General features: G+C 61.7%; 17 protein-coding genes. 11 read left to right on the top strand and 6 right to left on the bottom strand.

Annotated elements, in window-relative coordinates; genetic code table 11:
* Positions 1 to 69 precede the first annotated feature (69 nt).
* The gene (gene sbcB, locus HCI85_RS04295; RefSeq protein ID WP_167142339.1) at positions 70 to 1500 is read right to left on the bottom strand and encodes an exodeoxyribonuclease I; all 1431 of its coding nucleotides are present in this window, start codon (positions 1498 to 1500) and stop codon (positions 70 to 72) included.
* 171 nt (positions 1501 to 1671) lie between these two features.
* On the opposite strand from sbcB, the gene HCI85_RS04300 reads away from it, so the two are divergent.
* From HCI85_RS04300 to HCI85_RS04330, 7 genes are all read left to right on the top strand, one after another.
* Positions 1672 to 2433, top strand: coding sequence for a hypothetical protein (locus HCI85_RS04300; protein ID WP_167142342.1), 762 nt, complete (start codon positions 1672 to 1674; stop codon positions 2431 to 2433).
* 101 nt (positions 2434 to 2534) lie between these two features.
* Positions 2535 to 3257, top strand: a complete 723-nt coding sequence (locus tag HCI85_RS04305) for an RDD family protein (protein ID WP_167142345.1) — start codon at positions 2535 to 2537, stop codon at positions 3255 to 3257.
* On the top strand, positions 3254 to 4234 hold the full coding sequence (locus HCI85_RS04310; protein ID WP_167142347.1) for a stage II sporulation protein M: 981 nt from the start codon (positions 3254 to 3256) through the stop codon (positions 4232 to 4234). Before HCI85_RS04305 ends, HCI85_RS04310 begins: the two co-directional genes overlap by 4 nt.
* Positions 4221 to 5810, top strand: coding sequence for a DUF4129 domain-containing protein (locus tag HCI85_RS04315; RefSeq protein ID WP_167142350.1), 1590 nt, complete (start codon positions 4221 to 4223; stop codon positions 5808 to 5810). The genes HCI85_RS04310 and HCI85_RS04315 overlap by 14 nt, the downstream gene beginning before the upstream one ends.
* Entirely contained in the window at positions 5807 to 7054 is a 1248-nt protein-coding gene (locus HCI85_RS04320; RefSeq protein WP_167142353.1) for a DUF4350 domain-containing protein, read from the top strand. Before HCI85_RS04315 ends, HCI85_RS04320 begins: the two co-directional genes overlap by 4 nt.
* A complete protein-coding gene (locus HCI85_RS04325) occupies positions 7051 to 8163 on the top strand; it encodes an AAA family ATPase (RefSeq protein ID WP_167142356.1) in 1113 nt (370 codons plus the stop codon). The genes HCI85_RS04320 and HCI85_RS04325 overlap by 4 nt, the downstream gene beginning before the upstream one ends.
* A 40-nt stretch (positions 8164 to 8203) precedes the next feature.
* Entirely contained in the window at positions 8204 to 9535 is a 1332-nt protein-coding gene (locus HCI85_RS04330) for a DUF58 domain-containing protein (RefSeq protein ID WP_167142359.1), read from the top strand.
* A gap of 58 nt (positions 9536 to 9593) precedes the next feature.
* Here the strand turns inward: HCI85_RS04330 and HCI85_RS04335 are convergent, their stop codons facing one another.
* The 3 genes from HCI85_RS04335 to HCI85_RS04345 all read right to left on the bottom strand — a co-directional run bounded on the left by HCI85_RS04335 (position 9594) and on the right by HCI85_RS04345 (position 11622).
* Complete coding sequence (locus HCI85_RS04335; RefSeq protein ID WP_167142361.1) at positions 9594 to 10331, bottom strand: nitroreductase family protein; 738 nt, start codon at positions 10329 to 10331, stop codon at positions 9594 to 9596.
* A 96-nt stretch (positions 10332 to 10427) separates the two neighbouring features.
* Positions 10428 to 10910: a glutathione peroxidase gene (locus HCI85_RS04340; RefSeq protein WP_167142364.1), complete on the bottom strand. Its 483-nt coding sequence runs from the start codon at positions 10908 to 10910 to the stop codon at positions 10428 to 10430.
* Positions 10911 to 11136: 226 nt separating this feature from the next.
* Positions 11137 to 11622, bottom strand: a complete 486-nt coding sequence (locus HCI85_RS04345) for an FKBP-type peptidyl-prolyl cis-trans isomerase (protein WP_090248959.1) — start codon at positions 11620 to 11622, stop codon at positions 11137 to 11139.
* Between HCI85_RS04345 and HCI85_RS04350 the strand changes: the two genes are divergently transcribed.
* From HCI85_RS04350 to HCI85_RS04365, 4 genes are all read left to right on the top strand, one after another.
* Positions 11591 to 11962 carry a DUF3565 domain-containing protein gene (locus HCI85_RS04350; RefSeq protein WP_167142367.1) on the top strand — a complete coding sequence of 124 codons (372 nt, stop codon included), beginning with the start codon at positions 11591 to 11593 and terminating at the stop codon, positions 11960 to 11962. The genes HCI85_RS04345 and HCI85_RS04350 overlap by 32 nt on opposite strands.
* Positions 11963 to 13150: an acetate kinase gene (locus HCI85_RS04355; protein WP_167142370.1), complete on the top strand. Its 1188-nt coding sequence runs from the start codon at positions 11963 to 11965 to the stop codon at positions 13148 to 13150. It begins immediately after the preceding gene.
* 27 nt (positions 13151 to 13177) lie between these two features.
* Positions 13178 to 15271 carry a phosphate acetyltransferase gene (gene pta / locus HCI85_RS04360; protein WP_167142373.1) on the top strand — a complete coding sequence of 698 codons (2094 nt, stop codon included), beginning with the start codon at positions 13178 to 13180 and terminating at the stop codon, positions 15269 to 15271.
* Between the two features lie 239 nt (positions 15272 to 15510).
* Positions 15511 to 16416: an acyltransferase gene (locus tag HCI85_RS04365; RefSeq protein WP_167142376.1), complete on the top strand. Its 906-nt coding sequence runs from the start codon at positions 15511 to 15513 to the stop codon at positions 16414 to 16416.
* A gap of 28 nt (positions 16417 to 16444) precedes the next feature.
* On the opposite strand, the gene HCI85_RS04370 is transcribed toward HCI85_RS04365, so the two are convergent.
* Positions 16445 to 18595, bottom strand: coding sequence for an EAL domain-containing response regulator (locus HCI85_RS04370; RefSeq protein WP_167142379.1), 2151 nt, complete (start codon positions 18593 to 18595; stop codon positions 16445 to 16447).
* A gap of 71 nt (positions 18596 to 18666) precedes the next feature.
* Positions 18667 to 22428, bottom strand: coding sequence for a CHASE domain-containing protein (locus HCI85_RS04375; RefSeq protein WP_167142382.1), 3762 nt, complete (start codon positions 22426 to 22428; stop codon positions 18667 to 18669).
* Positions 22429 to 22486: the final 58 nt, after the last annotated feature.

Raw genomic sequence — 22486 nt, forward strand, 5'->3', positions numbered from 1 at the left:
AACGCCAGCAATGCTGGCGTTTTTTATGGGCATTGTTTCAGTTACGCCTACAGCATTTGGCCCTATCAACTACAGGGCATAACGCTGGCGTAACTGTTCTGCATGATCGCGCCACTCCAACAAAATAGCTTGTTGTGCCGAATCACTCTCTGGAAGAACGTCCGCAAGTGCTTGGTTGAACTGTTCAAGCGTATTCGGGGCACCGTATTCGGGCTGCGTCAGACGTTGCTGACAGAATGTTCGCCAACGTTGTTGCTCCTCAACACTCAACGTCGCGGTAAAGTTTCGCGCGCGGTATCGAAATAACAGCTCCGGCAAACGCCCATCATCAAATGGCCAAACTGCCTCGGCCAAACGCTGCGGTTCGGCACGCCTTACCTGCTCACACAGTCGGCGATCGCGATCGCCAATAAAGCCCTCATATAGCTGCTGCTCAGGGTCTTGATTGGCGGCGAACTGCTCTTCGGCATACACCTGCACCAGTTTTTCCTGCCACTGCCCAGGACTAATGCGTAATTGTTCGGCTTGTGCCTGATAGGCCGAGACATCGAGCTGCAGACGCTGAATATCCTCGGCGCGCAATACATTCATCGGAGCAACAACGGGACAACGATTGATATGCAGCAACTTCAGCGGCACCGGCAACTCGCCGTCGGCCAATTGATCGCGACGGGTGTACAGGCGCGTGCGTAATGTTTCAGCTGACTCATTGAGCAGCGGCGAGATATCGGCCTGCAGATCACAAACAATCAACGCATTGCGATTACGCGGATGCCAAGCCAACGGTAAGACCACCGCCAGGTAATGCCGCGCACCGGCATAGCGCCCCGAGATATGCACCAACGGCTGCAACAGACGTATTTGATCCTGTACCCGCTGTTTACTGCGCAGTTGATACAGGTAGTCATAGAGCTTGCGCTGCTTATTGCGCAGCAAGCGCGCCAGGGCGATGGTTGCTCGCACATCGGACAGCGCGTCGTGGGCCTGGCCATGCTCGATGCCGTTGGCAGCAGTCAGACGCTCCAGTTTGAGCGTCACCCGCCCCTCTTCTTCCGGCCAGACGATGCCTTCCGGGCGCAATGCGTAGGCCGTACGCACCAGGTCGATCAGATCCCAGCGGCTATTGCCGCCCTGCCATTCACGAGCGTAGGGATCGAAGAAGTTGCGATATAGGCTGTAACGCGTCACCTCATCATCGAAACGCAGGCTGTTGTAGCCCACCCCGCAGGTGCCCGGCTGCGACAACTCGGCATGCACACGGCTCATAAATTCGGCTTCATCCAGGCCATGCTGCGCCAGCTTGCTCGGGGTAATTCCGGTCACCAGGCAAGCTGCCGGATGCGGCAAGATGTCGTCGCTGGGCTGGCAGTAAATGTTCAGCGGCTCAGCAATTTCATTGAGGTCTTCATCGGTGCGAATCCCCGCGACCTGCAGCGGCCGGTCGCGCCGAGGGTCAATACCGGTGGTTTCGTAGTCGTACCAAAAGAGGCTGGAAGTCACAGTTATGTCCTGATGCTGAGGCGCAGGCAGTCTACCACTCCGCCAGCATCACGCAGACAAGCGCAGAACCTTGCGCCAGCGCACGCCGCACGTGGTGTGTGTGCCTTGTGGGGCACCCTGGCGGAGACTAAAGTGGGAAGCCCGATTAACCACTCTGTACAAGGACGCCCCATGAGTGAGATCAACCCCAGCAATCCCTACGCCGCTCCTGCCAGCGCGCTGCAGGAAGCACCACGCGACAGCCAGGTACCCAGCATCGAAGAAGCCCTGAGCCGTGGCTACGATTTCACCATCAGTGACCTGCTCAGCGAAGCCTGGCAACGGGTAAAAGGCACCAAGGGCATCATCATCGGTGGTTTTTTGGTGTTCTACGCCGTGCTGCTGACTGCATCCTTCCTGATTGGCGGATTCTTCGGCCTGCTGGGCGTGGTCAGCGACAGCCCAATGCTCGCGGTCGTGGCCGAACTGGTCATCGGCATTCTGGCTTCGGCCCTGGCTTATCCCTTTATGGCTGGGATCAATATGATCGGTATCCGTCGCGCCGCCGACCAACCGATCAGCTTCAATGACATTTTCAGTCACTTCGGCCGCACCGTGCCGCTAGTGATCACCGCGATTATCAGCATGCTGCTGATCTACCTCGGCATGTTCCTGTTGATCATTCCCGGCCTGTACCTGGCCATCGCTTATATGCTGGCCATTCCGCTGGTGGTGGAGCGCGGCCTGACGCCGTGGCAAGCCCTGGAAGCCTCGCGCAAGGCGATTACCCAGCACTGGTTCAAGGTGTTCGGCTTGTTCCTGCTGCTGGGCCTGATCACGCTTATAAGCGCTATTCCGCTCGGTATTGGTCTGGTCTGGACCATTCCGCTGTTTGTCATCGCCATGGGCGTGCTCTATCGCACCATCTTCGGTGTACTGCCCGCGCCGCAATAATCCTGACTAAATAACTCCGCTGCGCCGGTTCAGATCACTGAGCCGGTTGCTTCCCTGCCTGCTGCTGGCTAGCATCGGGCTTTCCTCGACGCAGTCTGCCAATGTCGTCCACGCCAACCCCTGCTTCAGTCGCCGCTCGCCCGCTGCTGGATACCCGCTATAAGGTGGAAACACCGGAAGGCATTGACCTGATCCTGCGCCCAGCCGGGGTAGTGCCGCGCGCGCTGGCATTCAGCATTGATCTGCTGATTCGCGGTGCGCTGCTCGGTGCATTGTTTGCCGTGCTGGCGTTGCTCGGCCAGTTCGGTATGGGCCTGGGCACCATCCTGCTGTTTCTGGTGACCTGGTGGTACATGGTGCTATTTGAGGTGCTCAACCAGGGCCGCTCGCCGGGCAAGCAGATGATGGGGCTGCGGGTGATTCATGATGACGGCACGCCAATTGGCTGGGCCGCCTCGCTCACGCGCAACCTGCTACGTTTTGTCGACATTCTGCCCTTTGGCTACACCTTGGGTATTCTCAGCTGCCTGAATCACCCGGCGTTCAAGCGCCTGGGCGATATCGCCGCCGGCACCCTGGTGGTGTATCGCGATAACGCCCCGGCCGCCCCAGAGCTGCCGCAAGCCGAGCCCATCCGTGCACCGTTCAGCATGAGCCTGAGTGAGCAACGCGCCCTGCTCAGCTTTGCCGAGCGAGCGCAGAGTCTATCCAGTGCACGGCGTCAGGAGCTGGCAAGCATTCTTGCCGAGCCCTTGCAGGTACCTGCTGAGCAGGCCGAACAGCAGATCCACGGGATTGCCCGTGGCTTGTTGGGGCCGACATGAAACAGAGCCTGTTTGAACACCAGCACCAAGCCGAGTGGCAGGCCTTTAATGCGCAGCTAGAAGCCCTTGAGCGCGGCAAGGCCGATAGCCAGCAATGCAAGGCCTTTGCCGCCAACTACCGCAGCCTGTGCCAGCACCTAGCCCTGGCCCAGAGCCGGGGTTACAGCAGCCACCTGATCGAGCAGTTGCAGCTGCTGGCCATGCGCGGCCATCAGCAGTTTTATCGCCATCGCAGCCCACTGGGGGCGCAACTGCTCGGGTTTATCCTGGCTGGATTTCCACGCCTGGTGCGCGCCGAGTGGCGTTTTGTCGTGGCCGCCAGCCTGCTGTTCTTCGGCAGCCTGCTGCTGATGGGCACGCTGGTGTATCACTTCCCCGACCTAGTCTACGGGGTGATGGCACCTGACCAGGTCGGCGAGATGGAAAAGATGTACGACCCCGACGCCAGGCGCATCGGCCGCTTCAGCGAACGCGACTCCGGCGATGACTGGATGATGTTCGGCTACTACATCATGAACAACATCGGCATCGCCTTTCAGACCTTTGCCAGCGGCTTGCTGTTTGGCCTGGGCAGCTTGTTCTTCCTGCTGTTCAACGGCCTGATGATCGGCGCAGTGGCCGGCCATCTGACGCAAATTGGCTACGGTGAAACCTTCTGGTCGTTCGTCATCGGCCACGGTTCTTTCGAACTCACCGCCATTGCCCTGGCCGGCGCGGCCGGCCTGAAGCTCGGCTGGGCACTGCTGGTTCCCGGCCGACTGCCACGCGGCGAGGCGCTGCGCGTAGCCGCCGGCAGCAGCGTGCGGCTGGTCGGCGGGGTGATCGTATTTCTGCTGCTGGCGGCGTTTATCGAGGCCTACTGGTCATCCATGGACCTGGCCAGCCCTGCGATCAAATATGCAGTCGGCGCTGGTCTTTGGCTGCTGGTGCTGGCTTATCTGCTATTGGCTGGCCGAGGTGCGCATGCGCCTGACTGATGCCAGCGTCGCCATCCGCCCTCGTAGCGCCTGGGAAGCCGTCGACCTCGGCGTGTTACTAGCCAAACAGCATGCAGGCCTGTTGATGCTCAGTTGGGCCTTGGTCACCGTGCCGATTTTCGCCCTGCTGTGCCTGCTGCTGTGGGATTACCCGAGCATCGCCGTACTGATCTTCTGGTGGCTGAAACCGGCTTACGAACGCCTGCCTCTGTATATCCTCTCGCATGCCCTGTTCGGCGCTACGCCAAGCCTCAGGCAGGCGCTAAAAGCCCTGCCCGGTCTGCTCAAACCGCAACTGCTGGCCAGCCTGACCTGGCGCCGGCTAAGCCCCACACGCAGCTTCGACCTGCCGGTGATGCAGCTGGAAGGCCTGTCCGGCAAGGCGCGCAGCCAGCGCCTGATCGTCCTCGGCCAACGCGATGCCGGTGGCGCCAGCTGGCTCACCATCGTCGGCGTTCACCTGGAAATGGCGCTGTGGTTCGGCATCATCAGTTTCGTCTACATGCTGCTGCCGGCGCAGATGGAGCTGGACTGGACCTGGGACAGCCTGATCAATGCGGCGTCTGGCGAGTGGCTATGGCTGGAACATCTGTCCAACCTGACCTACGTTCTGCTGCTGATCCTCTGGGAACCGATCTACGTCGCCTGCGGCTTCACCCTCTACCTGAATCGCCGCACCGCTCTGGAAGCCTGGGACATCGAACTGGTCTTCCGCCAGCTACGCCAGCGCCTGACGGGCGTGGCTTATGCCCTGCTGCTGGGCTGCGGCCTGCTGTTGATGCAGCTGCCAAACAGCGCCATGGCCTCCGATACCCAAACCGCAACCGCAAGCAGCTGCCCGCTGCCGGTTGAAGACCCCATGGGGCCAGAAGCCGACCGCCTGCTCAAGCAGCCGCTGACCAGCGCCGAAGCGCAAAAAAGCATAGGCCAGCTGCTCGATCAGCCGCCCTTCGAGCACCGTGAAACCGTCACCCGTTGGCGCCTCGGCGAAGAGCCCAAGGAGCCGAGCGAGGAAGACGCCAAGGCCCTGATCGAACTGCTGGAAAAATTCTTCAAACTCACCGAGTTCTGGAAAAGCGTCGATGCAGTGGCGCTGTTCTTCGAAGTGCTGCTGTGGGCCGCGCTGTTCAGCCTGATTGCCTGGCTGCTGTGGCGCTACCGCGACTGGCTGAGCGCCTTTGCCGGTCGCCTGCGTTTGCCGCAAGCCCGTACCTATCAGCCACCTGAACAGCTATTTGGCCTGGAAGTGGCGCCACAAAGCCTGCCAGCGGATATCCCCGGTGAAGTCGAAAAACTCTGGGATGAACAGCCACGCGCCGCCCTCGGCCTGCTTTACCGCGCCCTGCTCAGCCGCATGTTGCACGAACAGCGCCTGCCGCTGAAAAGCTCGCACACCGAAGCCGAAGTGCTGCAACTGGTGCAGGCGCTGCAACAAAAAGACCTCAGCCACTTCAGCCAGGCCCTGACCCGCCACTGGCAGAACCTCGCCTACGGCCATCGACTGCCGCCCGCGGCACTCAAACAGGGCCTGTGCAATGCCTGGCGCCTCCTGTTCGAACAGGAGGCGCAGGCATGAATCGGCGTCTCCAGTTCCTCCTCGGTGCCGGTCTATTGCTGGTGGTCGGTCTGCTCGGCATCTACTTGCTGGGCAAACTCACGCCCTATGAAGAGACCCTCGAGCACGGCCCCGCACCCGAGGCCCGAGCCAACCCTTATCTCGCTGCCGAGCATTTCCTGCGCAAACAGGGCCTGCAGGTACAACGTGCCGATGGCCTGGAGGTCATGAAGGACCTGCCGAGCGCCGGACAAACCCTGCTGCTGCTCGGCGACCGCAACCGCATGACGCCCAAGCAGGCAGAACGCCTGCTGGCCTGGACGGCCAAAGGCGGCCACCTGCTGTTTGTCGCCGAGCGCCTGTGGGATGAAGAAGAAGGCAAAAGCGGCGATCTGCTGCTCGACAGCCTGGGCATCCAGCAATATGAGAGCGAAGAACTTGACGAGGACGCCAGCGAAGCAGCGGAAGAAGACGCCTCGACTGAAGACACGGCCGACGCTGAGCCGCAGGCTGAAGCGGAAGCTGCGACAGATGCAGCCACAGGCTCAGACAATGCCTACCCAGAACTAACCCAGCTGTATCTGGAAAACGAAGAGGCGCCGGCCTACTTCAACTTCGACACCGACTTCCACCTCTACGATGCCGAAAACCGTGCCCACGCCTGGGCCAACAGCGACGCCGCCACCCATCTGCTGCAGCTCTACCATGGCGATGGCCTGATCAGCGTGGTCAGCGACAGCTGGATCTGGCAGAACCAAGGCATCGGCGAATACGACAACGCCTGGCTGCTCTGGTACATGACCCAGGACAGCCAGGTCACCCTGCTCTACCGGGCGGACCGCGATGACCTGTTCAGCCTGCTGCTTGAGCACTTCCCGCAGGCGCTGGTCGCTCTGGCGCTGCTGCTGGCATTCGGCCTGTGGCACCTGGGCATGCGCCAGGGCCCGCTGCTTTTGCCCGCCAGCCGTAATCGCCGCCAATTACAGGAGCACCTGCGCGGCAGTGCCGACTTCCTCCTGCGCCACAACGGTCAGCACAGCCTGCTGCAAGGCTTGCAACAAGACATCCAGCGCCGCGCGCGGCATCGTCACCCCGGTTTCGAACGCCTCGCGGTGGCCGAGCAGTGGCAGGTGCTGAGCCGCCTGACCCGCCAGCCTTCTAGCGTTATCAGCCAAGCCATGCGGCCGTTGCCCAAGCAGCGCCTGGCCGCCGCCGACTTCACCCGCCAGGTCGCCAACCTGCAAACCCTCAGGAATGCCCTATGACGAGCGAACACACACCCGAACAGCCGGACAGCGAGATCGAGTCAGCCCCTGTCGCCGCTGAAACTGTAGAAGCTGCGGCCACCGAAACGCCTGCACCGGCCCCAGCACCATCTGCCCCGGCAGCTGCAGCTGCAGCTGCCAACCCGAATGCGCAGCGCCAGCGCGCCAGCCAGTTGGCTCAGGCGCTGCGTGCGGAGTTGCAGAAAGCTCTGATCGGCCAAACGGCGGTGATTGATGATGTGCTCAGCGCCCTGATCGCTGGCGGCCATGTGCTGGTCGAAGGCGTTCCCGGCCTTGGCAAGACCCTGCTGGTGCGTGCCCTGGCACGCTGCTTTGGCGGCGAGTTCGCGCGCATCCAGTTCACCCCGGATCTGATGCCCAGCGACGTCACCGGCCACGCCGTGTATGACCTGCAGAGCGAGCAGTTCAAGCTGCGCAAGGGCCCGGTATTCACCAACCTGCTGCTGGCGGATGAAATCAACCGCGCCCCGGCCAAGACCCAGGCGGCGCTGCTGGAAGTCATGCAGGAACGTCAGGTAACCCTGGAAGGCCGCGCGCTGAATGTGCCGTTGCCGTTTATGGTGCTGGCCACGCAGAACCCGATAGAGCAGGAAGGCACCTACCCGCTGCCGGAAGCCGAGCTCGACCGCTTTATGCTCAAGCTGCGCATGGATTACCCCGAGCAGAGCGAAGAGCTGAACATGGTTCGGCAGGTGGCGCGCTCGAGCAAAGCCGACATGCTCGAAGTCACCCCGCTGCGCACCCTGCTGCAGGCCCGCGATGTACTGGCGTTGCAGAAGATCGCCAGCGACCTGCCGATTGATGAGCAGGTGCTCGACTACGCCGTGCGCATCGCCCGCGCCACCCGCACCTGGCCTGGCCTGGCCATCGGCGCCGGGCCGCGCGCCTCAATCGCCCTGGTACGTTGCGGCCGGGCCCGCGCCCTGCTGCGCGGTGGCGACTTCGTGCTGCCGGATGACATCAAGGGCTGCGCCCTGGCCGTACTGCGCCACCGCGTGCGGCTGTCGCCAGAGCTGGATATCGAAGGCCTGTCGGTGGATCAAGTGCTGCAACAGCTGCTCGACCAGGTTCCGGCACCGCGCCTATGACCCGCACTTGGCAAAAGCCCGCATTGAAAGGCACTCTCGCATGAAACCCTCACGCGCGCTGCTGGCGCTGCTCGCAGGTCTGTTCGTGCTCGGCATTGCCCTGGGTATCTGCAGCGCCCTGGGCGTTGCCGTGCCGCGCAGCTTCACCCCGATTTACTGGGGCCTGCTGCTGGTGCTGCTCGGCCTGACGCTGATCGACGCCCTGCTGCTGCGTCAAGTGCCTTCGCCGCGCATCGAACGCCAGCTACCCGGTAACCTGCCGCTGGGGCGCTGGAGCGAAGTACGGCTGAATCTGCACCACCGCTACACCCGTGCGCTAGAAGTGGAGGTATTCGACCATCTGCCCGGCGATATGGCCTTCGAGCACCTGCCGCTCAAGGTCGATCTGCACCCCGGCGAACAGACTCAGGTCAGCTACCGCGTGCGCCCACTGCTACGCGGGCATTTTCATTTCCCGCAGTGCGAAGTCAGCCTGCCCAGCCCCATGGGCCTGTGGCGAGCCCGGCGTTATCTGCCCGTGGCTGGTGAAACCCGCGTCTACCCAGATTTCGCCCGGCTTTACGGCGCGCAACTGATGGCGGTGGATGACTGGCTCAGCCAGCTGGGCGTACGCCAACAGCAACGCCGCGGCCTGGGGCAGGAATTTCACCAGCTGCGCGAGTTTCGCGACGGCGACACCCTGCGGCAGATCGACTGGAAAGCCACCGCACGCAAACGCACACCGATTGCCCGCGAGTATCAGGACGAGCGCGACCAGCAGATTGTCTTCCTGCTCGACTGCGGCCGACGCATGCGCAGCCAGGACGGCGAGCTGTCGCACTTCGATCACGCCCTCAACGCTTGCCTGCTGCTGAGCTACGTGGCACTGCGCCAGGGCGATGCGGTCGGCCTATCGACCTTTGCCGGTGAGCAGAACCGCTTCCTTACTCCGGTAAAAGGCCAGGCGCAGCTAAATGTGCTGCTAAACGCCCTGTACGACCTGCGCAGCACCCAGCAACCCGCAGATTTCACCGCCGCAGTGGAAAACCTGCTCAGCCGCCAACGCCGCCGCGCCTTGGTGGTATTGGTGACCAATCTGCGTGATGAGGATGATCAGGCGCTGCTCGGTGCGGTCAAACGCCTAAGCCGCCAACACCGCGTGCTGGTCGCCAGCCTGCGTGAGGAAGTGCTGGACACCCTGCGCCACACCCCGGTGCAGGACCTCTCCAGCGCTCTGGATTACTGCGGCACACTTGACTACCTGAATGCCCGCGCTGGCCTGCACGAACGCCTGATTGCCCACAAGGTGCCGGTGCTGGATGCGCGGCCGAGCGAACTGGGACCGCAGCTGGTGAGCAGTTATCTAGCCTGGAAAAAAGCCGGCGTTCTCTAGCACTGGCCACGCCAACGCCGACCTAGGTTGGCGTTGAGCGCCCCGCCCCAACCTACGGCTATAGCCACGTCACGTGCTGTTCCAACGGAAAGCGCAGACGTGGGTTATACACGCCCTTCTCGTCCTGCTTGCCCACCGCCAGCAGCATGATCGGCAAGGCCTGGCGCGGGATGTTCAGCGTCTTGCGCAGGCGCACTTCATCGAAGCCTTCCATCGGGCAGGTGGCATAGCCATGGCTCTGGAAGGCCAGCATCAGGTTCTGCGCCGCCAGCGCCGTGGATTTCACCGCCCAGATGCGCATCTGCGCCTGGCTGTTGGGCGCGCGCATCAACGGTTTGCGCCAGGCTGCCACCCGCAGCAGCTGACGTTTGAACAGCCCAAACAGACCGAATGGTCCCTGGTTGTACTGAAAGGGTGCGGTCTTGTTGTAGAAGCTGCGAATCCGCGCCGGTACTTCCGGCTCCGGCCAGTAGTCGATGATGTTCTGGCAAGCCTGCTTCCAGGTGTCCGGCCGCGCCAGTACGGCAATGATCAGTGGTGCCTTGGCCGCATTCTGACTCATGCACACCGGGTGCAAACGGGCCAGCAACGCCCGGTCGCGAATCACCTGGAAACTCCAGGGCTGCAGGTTGCAGGAGTTGGGCGCGAGCACCGCCAGTTCTAGGCAATCACGCACCACCTCATCAGGCACCGCTTCGGCGGTAAAGCGGCGTACCGCGCGGCGACTTTCGATCAGCTCACGCAGTGCGGCGGGAGTCGCGGGAGAAATGGCGGTATCAGCGGGAAACAGGCTCATCAGGGGCATCCTCAGCAGGTTGCCCGATTAAGCCGCGATGCCCAGCCACGAACAAGCCGTATACCGGCTTAGTCCGCAGCCTTGGCGCAAATGGCCTTAACCCAGCGCCTTTTCGATCGCCTGGATCAGGCTCGGGTCATCTGGCGTGGTGCGCGGCGAGAAGCGCGCCAGCACACGGCCATCGTGACCGACGAGGAACTTCTCAAAATTCCAGGTGATATCACCTGGAAACTCGGCGCCCTCGCCTGCCAGCAGACGATACAGCGGATGGCGGTCCGGCCCATTCACTTCAAGTTTGCTGCCCAACGGGAAGGTCACGCCGTAGTTGAGACTGCAGAACGTACGAATGGCGTCCTCGCTGTCGGGCTCCTGCTCGGCAAACTGATTGCACGGCAGCCCGAGCACGCTGAAGCCCTGTCCTTTGTATTGCTGATAGAGCTTTTCCAGGCCCGCGTACTGTGGCGTCAGGCCACATTTGGAAGCCACATTGACCACCAACACCACCTGCCCCTTGAAGGGTGCCAGCGGCAGCTCTTGGCCATCCAGTGCACGCAGGTTGAGGTCGTGAAAGGCACTCATGGTCTAACTCCTTGAGAACACACAGGTTACGTGTAGCGGACAAAAAATGGCCGGGAGCCATTTTTAACGTCGCACCGCGACGGCCCGCAGGGTGAGCCGCCAAGGATGGTGGCTCATAAAAAAGGCGCCTATCTGAAGGCGCCTTTCTTCTGTTGCAGCTTAGCAGTCAAGCCAACGGTTGATACGACCATAAGTCGACTCGTGGCGACCACATAGGGCTAAACCATCAATGATGATGACCGCCTTCGCCATGGATATGGCCATGCGCAACTTCTTCTTCGCTGGCATCACGCACGCTGACAACCTTGACCTTGAAGTGCAGGCGCTGGCCAGCCAGTGGGTGGTTGCCGTCAACGATCACGTCGTCGCCTTCCAGCTCACGGATAGTAACGATCTGCATGCCGCCGTCCGGGCCGGAGGCGTGGAACTGCATGCCGACTTCCAGCTCATCAACGCCTTCAAACATCGAGCGATTGAGGGTGGCTACCAGCTCGGCGCTGTATTCGCCGTAAGCGTCTTCCGGCTCAACGGCCACGTCCAGCTCATCGCCAGCTTGCTTGCCCAGCAGGGCTTTTTCCAGGCCACCGATGATGTTGCCGGCACCGTGCAGATAAGCCAGCGGCGCGCCGCCTGCGGAACTGTCGATCACCTCACCGGCATCGTTAGTCAGGGTATAGTCGATGGAGACGGCCTTATTGGCGGCGATCAGCATGGGGCGAGACCTTTTGCTTGGAAATAAAGAGCGGGCAAGTTTACCCAAGGGCACGCGCGAAAGCGAACCGGACACAGACGGACGGCCACGCGCGGCCTCAGTGCGTGTGCTTGATTTTCGTCAGGATGAGCACGGCCATTGGGTGGCAGTATTGTCCTGCGGCCATACTCAGCACCTGCGCCACCAGCCGCCCTGGCAGAATCGCGCGTGGGTGCTGGATGCTCATCAACGCCAGGCGCACGTGGGAGGACCTTTCCTCTGCGGCTGGTGCGCGGCTGAAAATAGCGCAAGCGAGGCGACGACAGAACGCCTGAACCACGATTTGAACAAGGAGCGGTAAATGCCCGCACGCAATATTCTGGTGATCAACTGCGGCAGCTCATCGATCAAGTTTGCCCTGATCAACGAAGACCAAGATGCCTTTATTCTCAGCGGCCTGGCCGAGCGCCTGGGCAGCCCGGATGCACAAGTCCACTGGCAACAAGGCGATAGTAAAGACAGCCTGATCCTGCCCCATGCCGATCACCGTGCCGCCCTCGCCCAGGTATTGCCCCTGGTGCAGGCCGCCGCTGGCGGCCAACTGCACGGAATCGGCCACCGCGTGGTGCATGGCGGCGAGCATTTCACTGCTGCCTGTCGATTGGATGCGCTGAGCCTTGCGGCGATTCGCGCCACCGCGCCGCTGGCACCGCTGCATAACCCGGCCAACCTGCTGGGCATCGAAGCGGCGATCAAGCTGTTCCCCGACCTGACTCAGGTTGCAGTGTTCGACACGGCCTTTCACCAGACTCTGCCCGAACACGCCTACCGCTACGCCCTGCCCGAGCACCTGTACCGCGAACACGGCGTACGCCGCTACGGCTTCCACGGTACCAGCCACCGTTTTGTCAGCCAGCGCGCCGCAGAAATGGCCGGGCTGCCGGTCAATGCCAGCAGCTGGCTGGTGGCACACCTGGGCAATGGCTGCTCGACCTGCGCCATCGTCGATGGGCAAAGCCGCGACACCAGCATGGGCCTGACGCCGCTGGAAGGCGTAGTGATGGGCACCCGCAGCGGCGATGTCGACCCCAACCTGCACAGCCACCTGGCGCGCACCCTGGGCTGGAGCCTGGAGCAGATCGAAGCGATGCTCAATAAAGACAGCGGCCTGCAGGGCCTGTCTGGTTTATCCAACGACATGCGCACCCTGGAGCAAGCCCGCGTGCAGGGCCATGCCGGCGCCACCCTGGCCATCGAGGTGTTCTGCTACCGCCTGGCCAAATCCCTGGCAGCCATGAGCTGCGCCCTGCCACAACTCGACGGCCTGGTCTTTACCGGCGGCATCGGCGAGAACTCGGCGCTGATCCGCAGCAGGACAATCGCCCACCTGAAATTGCTCAACCTGGCCCTCAATGAGCAGGCCAACGCTCGCACCGTGCGCGGCGCGGCCGGACCGATCCAGGCGCCCGGCCACCCGCGCGTGATGGTCGTACCGACCAATGAAGAACGACAGATTGCCCTCGACACCCTGGCGCTACTCGAAGCCTGATCGTCACCTGACTACTACGGAGCGCGAATGCACACTTTCTTTATTGCCCCCACCGGTTTCGGTGTCGGCCTGACCTCGATCAGCCTGGGTCTGGTCGGCGCCCTGGAGCGTGCCGGCCTCAAGGTCGGCTTCTTCAAACCTATCGCCCAACCGCATCAGGGCGACATGGGCCCCGAGCGATCCAGCGAGCTGATCGCCCGCACTCATGGCCTGCACTCGCCAAAACCGCTGGCCCTGGCGCATGTCGAGCGCATGCTCGGTGACGGCCAGCTGGATGAACTGCTGGAAGAAATCATCAGCCTCTATCAGCAGGCCGCTGCAGATAAAGACGTGGTGATCGTCGAAGGCATGGTGCCGACGCGCCAGGCCAGCTACGCCGCGCGGGTCAATTTCCACCTGGCCAAAAGCCTGGATGCCGAGGTGATTCTGGTCTCAGCGCCGGAACAGGAAAGCCTCAGCGAATTGAGCGACCGAGTGGAAATTCAGGCCCAACTGTTTGGCGGGCCAAAAGACGAGAAAGTGCTCGGGGTGATCCTCAACAAGGTACGCAGTGACGATGGTATCGAAGCCTTCGCCAATCGCCTGAAAGAACTCTCGCCACTGCTCAAGGGCGATGACTTCCGCCTGCTCGGCTGCATCCCATGGCAGGAAGAACTGAACGCCCCGCGTACCCGCGACATCGCCGACCTGCTCGGCGCGCGGGTGCTGAATGCCGGCGATTACGAGCAGCGGCGCATGCTGAAGATCGTGCTCTGCGCCCGCGCGGTGGCCAACACCGTGCAACTGCTCAAGCCTGGCACCTTGGTGGTGACGCCAGGGGACCGCGACGACATCATCCTCGCAGCCAGTCTGGCTGCGATGAACGGCATGCCGCTGGCCGGTTTGCTGCTGTGCAGCGACTTTGCGCCTGACCCACGCATCATGGAACTATGCCGCGGCGCGCTGCAGGGCGGTTTACCCGTAATGACGGTGAGCACCGGCTCCTACGACACCGCGACCAACCTCAACCGGTTGAACAAGGAAATCCCGGTCGATGACAAGGAGCGCGCGGAAAAAGTCGCCGACTTCGTCGCCAGCCATATCGACCATGAATGGCTATTCGCCCGCTGCGGCACGCCACGCGAGCTGCGCATGTCGCCGCCGGCGTTTCGCTATCAGCTGGTACAACGCGCCAAGGCAGCCAACAAGCGCATCGTCTTGCCGGAAGGCAGTGAGCCACGCACCGTGCAGGCTGCGGCCATCTGCCAGGCGCGCGGCATCGCCCGCTGCGTATTGCTGGCCAAACCGGATGACGTCCACGCCGTAGCCCGCGCCCATGGCATCGAGCTGCCGGAAGGGCTGGAAATCCTCGACCCGGATCTGATTCGCGAGCGCTATGTCGAGCCCATGGTCGAGTTGCGCAAGGGCAAAGGGCTGAACGCGCCGATGGCCGCCGCGCAACTGGAGGACACCGTGGTGCTGGGCACCATGATGCTCGCCCTGGATGAGGTCGACGGCCTGGTTTCCGGGGCGATCAACACCACCGCCAACACCATTCGCCCCGCCCTGCAGCTGATCAAGACTGCACCGGGCTATAAGCTGGTGTCGTCGGTGTTCTTTATGCTGCTACCCGACCAGGTACTGGTCTACGGTGATTGCGCGGTAAACCCTGACCCGACAGCGGTGGAGCTGGCGGAAATCGCCCTGCAAAGCGCGGCCTCGGCCAGCGCTTTCGGTATCATTCCTCGGGTGGCGATGCTCAGCTACTCAACTGGCGATTCCGGCAGCGGCGAAGAAGTAGAAAAAGTCCGTGAGGCCACTCGCCTGGCGAAGGCCATCAACCCACAACTGCTGCTCGACGGCCCGCTGCAATACGACGCGGCGGCGATTGAAAGCGTCGGTCGGCAGAAGGCCCCTGGCAGCCCGGTCGCCGGCCGCGCTACGGTGTTTATCTTCCCCGACCTGAACACCGGCAACACCACCTACAAGGCGGTACAACGCAGCGCCGATTGCGTCAGCGTCGGCCCGATGTTGCAGGGTCTGCGCAAGCCGGTGAACGACCTGTCTCGCGGCGCACTGGTCGACGATATCGTCTTCACCATCGCCCTGACCGCAATCCAGGCCGCCAACCTGCCGCAGTGATGCGCAGCCAGGGCTGCTAAGCGGCGGCCCTGGCCAGGCAAAAGTGCTAAACATCCGCGAATCGCTGCGATAACCCATATTTCGAGGGGTTGCAGTTCGGTGCACAGACGTTAACCTGTGCGCCGACCGATCTGCGGTGCAAAACCGCAGGCGTAGATAAGTCGGGGATCAAGCCGCTTGAGCGCCACAGCAGTGGCCCGCAACCAGCCTGGCCCCATTTTCTGGAGGCACCTGCCCCAATGCTGCATTTCCTGCCTGCTCCACTGCGCGGCCTGCTTGCCGGCCTGATGTTGGCACTCAATACCCTGTTCTGGTGTTGGCCGCTGTTTATCCTGGCACTGGTGAAACTGCTAGTACCCATACCTGAGGTACACCGCATCCTGCGCTTTATGATGCACGCGAGTGCCGAAGCCTGGATTTCCATCAACAAGTTCTGGATGAACCTGGTCGGCCGTACGCATTGGGATGTGGCCGGGCTGAGTGGTTTCGATAAACAGCACTCATACTTAGTGACCAGCAACCACCAGAGCTGGGTGGATATTCTGGTGCTGCAATACCAGCTCAATCGGCGTGTTCCGTTTCTCAAGTTTTTCCTCAAACAAGAGCTGATCTGGGTACCGGTGATTGGCTTGTGCTGGTGGGCGCTGGAATTTCCATTCATGAAGCGCTTCAGCAAGGAATACCTAGCCAAGCACCCGGAAAAACGCGGCCAGGACCTGGCCACCACGCGCAAGGCCTGCGAGCGCTACAAGACCAACCCGGTGTCGGTGTTCAATTTCCTCGAAGGCACGCGTCTGTCGCCGGCTAAGCACGCGCAGCAGCAGTCACCGTTCAAGCACCTGCTCAAACCCAAGGCCGGCGGTATTGCCTTTGTGCTGGACGCCATGGGGGAGCAATTGCATAGCCTGGTCAATGTCACCATCCATTACCCACAAGGCAACCCCGGTTTCTGGGACCTGCTGTGCGGACGGATTGATCAGGTAGTCGTGCGTTTCGATCAGCTGCAGATTCCCAAGGAATTTATTGGCGGCAACTATGATCAGGACGAAGCCTACCGCTTGCAGTTCCAGCAATGGGTCAACCAGCTGTGGCTGGACAAGGATGCGCAGCTCGACGAGCTGAAGAAGCGCTATCCCGCGCGCTAAGCCGCGATCGCTTAAGCCTCAAGCCCGCCTAACCAGCGGGCTTTTCATTACGCAACGGCAAATTGTGCCAATCCAGCTGCGCGGGAAAGGTTTTGATCTGCTCGACGTTTAACCCCGGCGCGACTAGAAAACCCTGCATGATTGCGCAGTTGTGCGCCGCCAGCCAATCACGCTGAGCCATGGTTTCCACGCCCTCGGCGATCACCTCCAATCCCAGGTTGCGGCCCAGGTCGATGATGGTGCTGACCACCGCAGCATCACGCGGCGAGTCGAGCATATTGGAGATAAACAGGCGATCGATCTTCAGCGTATCCAGCTCGAAATGACGCAGGTAAGCCAGTGACGAATAACCGGTGCCGAAATCATCGATGGCGATCCTCACCCCGAGCTTACGCAACTGACGCAGCTGTTCCTGGCTGGTTTCCAGATCCTGCATCAATGCGCTTTCGGTAACTTCCACTTCCAGCTGCCGAGGGTTCAACTGGTGCTCTTCAAGCACCCGGCGCAGGTCATCGACCAGCTGCGGCATGCCGAACTGCACCGGGCTGACATTCAGGCTGAGCACCAGCTCGTTGCCGAACTGCTGGCTCAGCTGTTGGCATTTTTCGATCCCGGCCTTGAAGATCCAGCCGCCCAGGCGATTGATCAGACGAGTCTCCTCCAACAGCGGAATAAACACCCCCGGCGCCACGGTGCCGGCAACCCGATGCTGCCAACGCAGCAAAGCTTCGAAGCCACGCAGGCGCCCGCTCTCCAGGTAGATCTGCGGCTGGTAGACCAGGACAAAATCATCATTCTCGATGGCGTTGCGCAGGCTTTCCTCAAGCATCAACCGTGAGCGTGCGCGGCCGTTCATTTCCTGTGAGAAGAAGCGGTACTGCTGACGACCGGTGCGCTTGGCCTCGTACATGGCCATGTCAGCGGCGCGCAGCAAGCCTTCCACGGTTTGCCCACACTCGGGGAAACAGGCAATGCCCACACTCGCACCCAGAGTCACCTCGATGCCGTCGAGGTTATGCCGCACCGACACCTGCTCGATCAGTTTTTCGGCGATGCGCGCGGCGTCTTCCGGATGTTCCAGACTGTCGAGCAGGGCAGTGAACTCATCGCCGCCAATCCGCGCCAGGCTGTCATAGGGGCGCAGGCTGGCCTTTAGCTGTTCACCGACGAGTTTGAGCAAGCGGTCGCCCACGTCGTGGCCGAGGGAGTCATTGATCCGTTTGAAGCCATCCAGATCGAGATAGAGCACCGCCATACGTTGGCCGCTGCGTTCGATCCGCGATAACGCCGATTCCAGCGCCTGATAGAAGCCACGCCGGTTGAGCAGGCCAGTCAGGGCATCAGTAATCGCCTGTGACTCCAGTTGCTGATGCAGATGGCGCACAACCGACATATCCAGCGCCATCACCACCATGGCGTGCTGCAGACGCGGCAAGGGTGAACAGGACAGCGCCACCGGCACCTGCCCGCCGTTCAGCGTGCGCAGGTTGGCGTCATGCAGGCGATAGGCCTCACCGCGCCGCCACTGCAGGTAAAATTCGGACAACCGCCAGTCGCTGGTGACTTGCGGGCTGACCAGATAGGAGAGCATTTCACTGCCTTCCAGATCGCTTATCGAGCCCTCAAGCATGCGTGCCATGGCCGGGTTGGCGAAATTGATCCGACCATCCTCGCCCACCACCATGATGCCTTCGGCGGCGTTGTCCAGCACCGAGGCGTTAAACGCCCGCGCGGTATCCAGTTGCTGGGTCAGTTGCAGCAGCTCGCTGCGGTTGCGCTCATGTTCGAGCAGGGCGTGAATCTTATGGCGCAAAACGCTGGAATCGAAGGGCTTGAGCATGAAATCCACCGCGCCGGTGGCGTAGCCCTTGATCACCGAATCCTGAGTCTGCGCGATGGCTGAGACGAAGATAATCGGGGTGTAGCGCGTACGCGGATTACCACGCATCAGCCGCGCCACCTCAAAGCCGTCCATGTGCGGCATCTGCACATCCAGCAGCACCAGGCCAACGTCCTCTTCGAGCATGCACTGCAGGGCACTCTCGCCCGAGTCGACACAACGCAGTTGCCAGTCGCCCTCCTCCAGCAGAGCTTGCATGGCCACCAGGTTTTCCTGACGGTCATCCACCACCAGCAGAATCTGCGTGCTGGGCACGCTCTTCAGCTGTACATGTGCCATAAATCCTCCCTTGTCCCTGGCGAGCGTCTTGCGACTCCTGTTGCGGTTGAGGTTAGCAGGCCACAGCAAAACTATTGCGGTGGTGCAGCAGATGCTGCAAATGAGCCGTTTTGCGGACCGCTGTTGGCCAGCCAACGCACCAGTAAATCCAGCAAGGCCTCGCGACTGACCGGTTTGGCCAGGTAGTCATCCGCGCCTGCGGTGATGCATTTCTCCCGGTCACCTTTCATCGCATGGGCGGTCAGGGCGATGATCGGAATGCTGCACCCATGCTCGGTCTTGAGTAAGCGGGTGGCGGTGTAGCCGTCCATCGTCGGCATGGCCATGTCCATCAGGATCAAGTCAAACGGCTCGCGCTGATAACAGTTGATCGCCTCCTGCCCGTCCTTGGCTGAGCTGACAATCAGCCCGACCTCATCAAGCAGGGCCGTCAGGGCGTAAACATTGCGAACGTCATCATCGACCAGCAGCACGCGCCGGCCCTCCAGCGGATTCTCGGCGCGTGGCGCTCCCAGCCGCGTGGGGTTGCGCACGCTGCCCAGGAAGCCTTGCACGGCCTCACTCAGGTCCTGCATGTCCTCACCATGCTTGTGCACCACCACCGCGCTGTAACGACGCAAGCGCTGCAAGGCCTGGCGGGTGACATCCACCCCGGTATTGATCACCACCCGCGTGCCATTCAGCGGGCGCTGCCGGTTAAGGGTTTCCAGCAGTTCAAAGCCATCCTGATCAGGCAGATCAAGGTCGATCACCAACGCACTAAAAACTCCGCTGGCATAAGCTCGCTGCGCTTCATCAGCTCGCGCGCAGGCTTGCACGTCAAAGCCCAGCTGCTGCAGATGCTCGCGGTAATGTTCGCGCTCAACCTCAACATCCTCGACCAACAGCAAGCGCTGGGCAGGCGACGGGGCAAGCTGTTGCAAGTCGACAAACACCTGCTCCAGATCAGCCCGCTGAATCGGCTTGACCAGATAGCGCGTGCCGTCATCATTCCAGTCCACCGGTTGCGGCACGCAGGAGATGATGTGCACCGGCGTGATGCGGTGGCTGGCCTGGCTGCGCAGGCGGCGAAACAGCTGCCAGCCGCTGATATCCGGCAGCAGAATATCCAGGATCACCGCGCTGAAGCACTCGCTCTGCAGCAAGTTGAGGGCTTGCACCCCAGAGCGGCAATGCACACTGGCAAAACCGTGGGCGTGTGCCTCCTCGGCCAGTACCGCCGCAAAATTCACGTCGTCTTCAACAATCAGTACCGCTGGGCCCTCACCACTGCGCTGTGGCGCGTCCACGGCCGACTCCACCTGAGTCTGCGCCACCACCCGCACCGGCAGTAGCACGGTAAAGCAGGAGCCCTCGCCTAAGGTGCTTTGCAGGTTGATCTCGCCGTCCATCGCCAGCACCAGCTGACGGGTAATGGCAAGCCCCAGACCCGTGCCACCGAAGCGCCGACTGGTAGAGCCGTCGATCTGCTGGAAAGCCTGGAAAATCTGCTCATGCTGCTCGGCAGGGATACCGATCCCGCTGTCGCGCACGCTGAAATTGAGCAGCTCATGACCCTCCTCCGGCTCACCGCTGGCGCAGGACACCGTCAGGCTCACCTCGCCGTGCTCGGTAAACTTCAACGCGTTGGACAGCAAGTTACGCAGGATCTGCTGCAGGCGAATGCGGTCTGCGTGAATCACCCGCGGCACCCCGGCTTCCAGCTGGGTATGCAGGCGCAATCCTTTGATCTCCGCCATCGGCCGTAAGCTGGCATCCAGCTCAACGAGAATATCCTGCATGCTCAGCGGTTCGAGCTTGAGCTGCATGCGCCCGGACTCGACCTTGGCCAGGTCCAGCACATCGTTGATCAATTGCAGCAGGTCACTGCCGGCACGGTGCACGATGTCGGCATGTTTGGCCTGCTTCTCGGTCAGGTTGCCGGCACTGTTCAGTCGTAGCTGATCGCTGAGGATCAGGATGCTGTTGAGCGGCGTGCGCAGCTCATGGGACATGTTGGCGAGAAATTCCGACTTGTAGCGGTTGGCCAAAATCAGTTGCTCAGCCTGATCACGCAGGCGTTGCTCGGCGGCCTTGCGCTCGCTGATGTCGATGATCACGGCCTGCACCAAGGCATCTTCACTGCCTCGGATTGGTGATAATCCGACCTCCAGCGGAATCTGTCGGCCATCACGGTGCAGGCCAAACAGCTCGCGGTTATTACCCATGCGCCGCGGTTCCGGGTTGCGCTGATAGTCCTGGCGCATCGGCACATGGCTGCTACGCAAAGCCGTGGGCAGCAGGATCTCCACCGGTTGTGCCAGCAAGGCTTCGCGGTCGTACCCGAACAACTGCTCGGTCTGCCGATTGACCATGGCGATGCAGCCGTTCTCGTCGATCAACACAATGGCGTTGGGGGAGGCCTCGACCACCAGGCGAAAGCGCTCTTCGGCGCCTTTGCGGGCGCGCAGGTCAATCAGGTTGATCAGGTAATTGACCCCGCCTGAATCGCCCAACACGCTCAGACTGAGTGCCACCGGGACTTCTTCCCCAAGGTCGCGGCGCGCCTGGTACTCGTTGGACAACTCCGCGCTGTCACGATCAATCGCCAGCGAACTGAGCTGCTCGATACTGGGCAAAAAGCGCTTGACCCGCTCACCGACCAACCCTTCGGGCGTTGAGTCGAGTAAATCGGCGGCGCTGCGGTTGGCCATTTCGATCCGCCCCTGGGCGTTACACAGCAAGGTGGCTACGGGCAGGCGCTCGATCAACAGACGGAAGCGCTCTTCACGCTCACGCAGTTGGTCGGTCGCCAAGTGGCTGGCGTGCAACTCACGTTCACGCAGGTACAAGTAGCCGCCAACCAGCAGGGCCAGCAAGGCGGCAGCCACCAGCCCCAGCCATAGGCTGGCATGCCCCCCTAAGTTGACCTGCGCAGCGTCATAGACGGCCGTGCTGCTAACTTCCAGCAGCCAATTACGCCCGTACAAGGGCAGTTCGATGGCATGACGGAATGAGGCGTCTGCGTCAGCGCCTTCTATGCCACCGCTGAGCAACAGCATGTCGGGAGCCTGCTGATCCCTCAAGGTGATGGCAAAACGGCTGGACTGGGCGCCCAGAATTCCTTCCATCAAGTCATGGCTACGAAAGACGGCGTGGAGCATGCCGAGCACAGCAGCGCGCCGCTCTTCGGGGGTACTCAGCGGCCTGCCAGGCTGGTACACCGGCAGGTACAACAGTACGCCGGCCTGCACATTTTCTTCGGTTTCCTGCAGCAGGGTGACCGGCGCGCTCAGGGTTGCAACGCCACTGTCCATGGCTTGATCAACCGCCGCTCGGCGCACGGCCTCACTGAGCATGTCAAACCCCAGAACCCGTCGATTGCGCCAGTCCAAGGGGCTGATGTAATCAATTAATAGGTAGTGTTCACGCTGACCCGGCGGGAACACACGAAAGTTCTCACGCCCAGCCGCATGTTCCGCGGTGAGAAACGCCTCAAGCTGCCCATGAGCCAGGTAACGGGACCACGCCAGCCCCTGAATACCAGGGTATCGATCCTGCAACTGCAGCTGATCAATCGCGCGCTCCCATTCTTCACGCGACACATAGTCACTGCCCGTCATCAAGCCCGACGTACCGCGCAGCACCATTTCATAAGCCTGCATGCGACTGATGACGCGCTGGCTGATGTCCAGCGCTTCCACCTCAAACTGTTGCTGGCGCTGTTGATGGTCACGCTGGTTCCAGGCATGCCATTGCCAGAGCGACACGCTGCCGAGGCTGACCAGCACAAGCAGAGTGGCCCACAACGGTAGCCAGGGTTTGCGGGCGAGAAATATGAGTCGATCGTCCATGCGCTCTCCAGTCATCGTCCATGTCGGCGCAGTTTGGGCACTGCGGCAGCAGGGTTGA

The sequence above is a fragment of the Pseudomonas sp. OTU750018 genome, assembly GCF_011636575.1.
GTDB classification, from domain to species: domain Bacteria; phylum Pseudomonadota; class Gammaproteobacteria; order Pseudomonadales; family Pseudomonadaceae; genus Aquipseudomonas; species Aquipseudomonas peli.

What these genes read in the sequence shown, in the direction of transcription:
- pta (WP_167142373.1), top strand. Translation starts at nt 13,178, where the DNA reads ATGCACACTTTCTTTATTGCCCCCACCGGTTTCGGTGTCGGCCTGACC.
- HCI85_RS04355 (WP_167142370.1), top strand. Translation starts at nt 11,963, where the DNA reads ATGCCCGCACGCAATATTCTGGTGATCAACTGCGGCAGCTCATCGATC.
- HCI85_RS04310 (WP_167142347.1), top strand. Translation starts at nt 3,254, where the DNA reads ATGAAACAGAGCCTGTTTGAACACCAGCACCAAGCCGAGTGGCAGGCC.
- HCI85_RS04325 (WP_167142356.1), top strand. Translation starts at nt 7,051, where the DNA reads ATGACGAGCGAACACACACCCGAACAGCCGGACAGCGAGATCGAGTCA.
- HCI85_RS04315 (WP_167142350.1), top strand. Translation starts at nt 4,221, where the DNA reads ATGCGCCTGACTGATGCCAGCGTCGCCATCCGCCCTCGTAGCGCCTGG.
- HCI85_RS04330 (WP_167142359.1), top strand. Translation starts at nt 8,204, where the DNA reads ATGAAACCCTCACGCGCGCTGCTGGCGCTGCTCGCAGGTCTGTTCGTG.
- HCI85_RS04370 (WP_167142379.1), bottom strand. Translation starts at nt 18,595, where the DNA reads ATGGCACATGTACAGCTGAAGAGCGTGCCCAGCACGCAGATTCTGCTG.
- HCI85_RS04305 (WP_167142345.1), top strand. Translation starts at nt 2,535, where the DNA reads ATGTCGTCCACGCCAACCCCTGCTTCAGTCGCCGCTCGCCCGCTGCTG.
- HCI85_RS04320 (WP_167142353.1), top strand. Translation starts at nt 5,807, where the DNA reads ATGAATCGGCGTCTCCAGTTCCTCCTCGGTGCCGGTCTATTGCTGGTG.
- HCI85_RS04340 (WP_167142364.1), bottom strand. Translation starts at nt 10,910, where the DNA reads ATGAGTGCCTTTCACGACCTCAACCTGCGTGCACTGGATGGCCAAGAG.
- HCI85_RS04300 (WP_167142342.1), top strand. Translation starts at nt 1,672, where the DNA reads ATGAGTGAGATCAACCCCAGCAATCCCTACGCCGCTCCTGCCAGCGCG.
- HCI85_RS04345 (WP_090248959.1), bottom strand. Translation starts at nt 11,622, where the DNA reads ATGCTGATCGCCGCCAATAAGGCCGTCTCCATCGACTATACCCTGACT.
- HCI85_RS04350 (WP_167142367.1), top strand. Translation starts at nt 11,591, where the DNA reads ATGGAGACGGCCTTATTGGCGGCGATCAGCATGGGGCGAGACCTTTTG.
- HCI85_RS04335 (WP_167142361.1), bottom strand. Translation starts at nt 10,331, where the DNA reads ATGAGCCTGTTTCCCGCTGATACCGCCATTTCTCCCGCGACTCCCGCC.
- HCI85_RS04375 (WP_167142382.1), bottom strand. Translation starts at nt 22,428, where the DNA reads ATGGACGATCGACTCATATTTCTCGCCCGCAAACCCTGGCTACCGTTG.
- HCI85_RS04365 (WP_167142376.1), top strand. Translation starts at nt 15,511, where the DNA reads ATGCTGCATTTCCTGCCTGCTCCACTGCGCGGCCTGCTTGCCGGCCTG.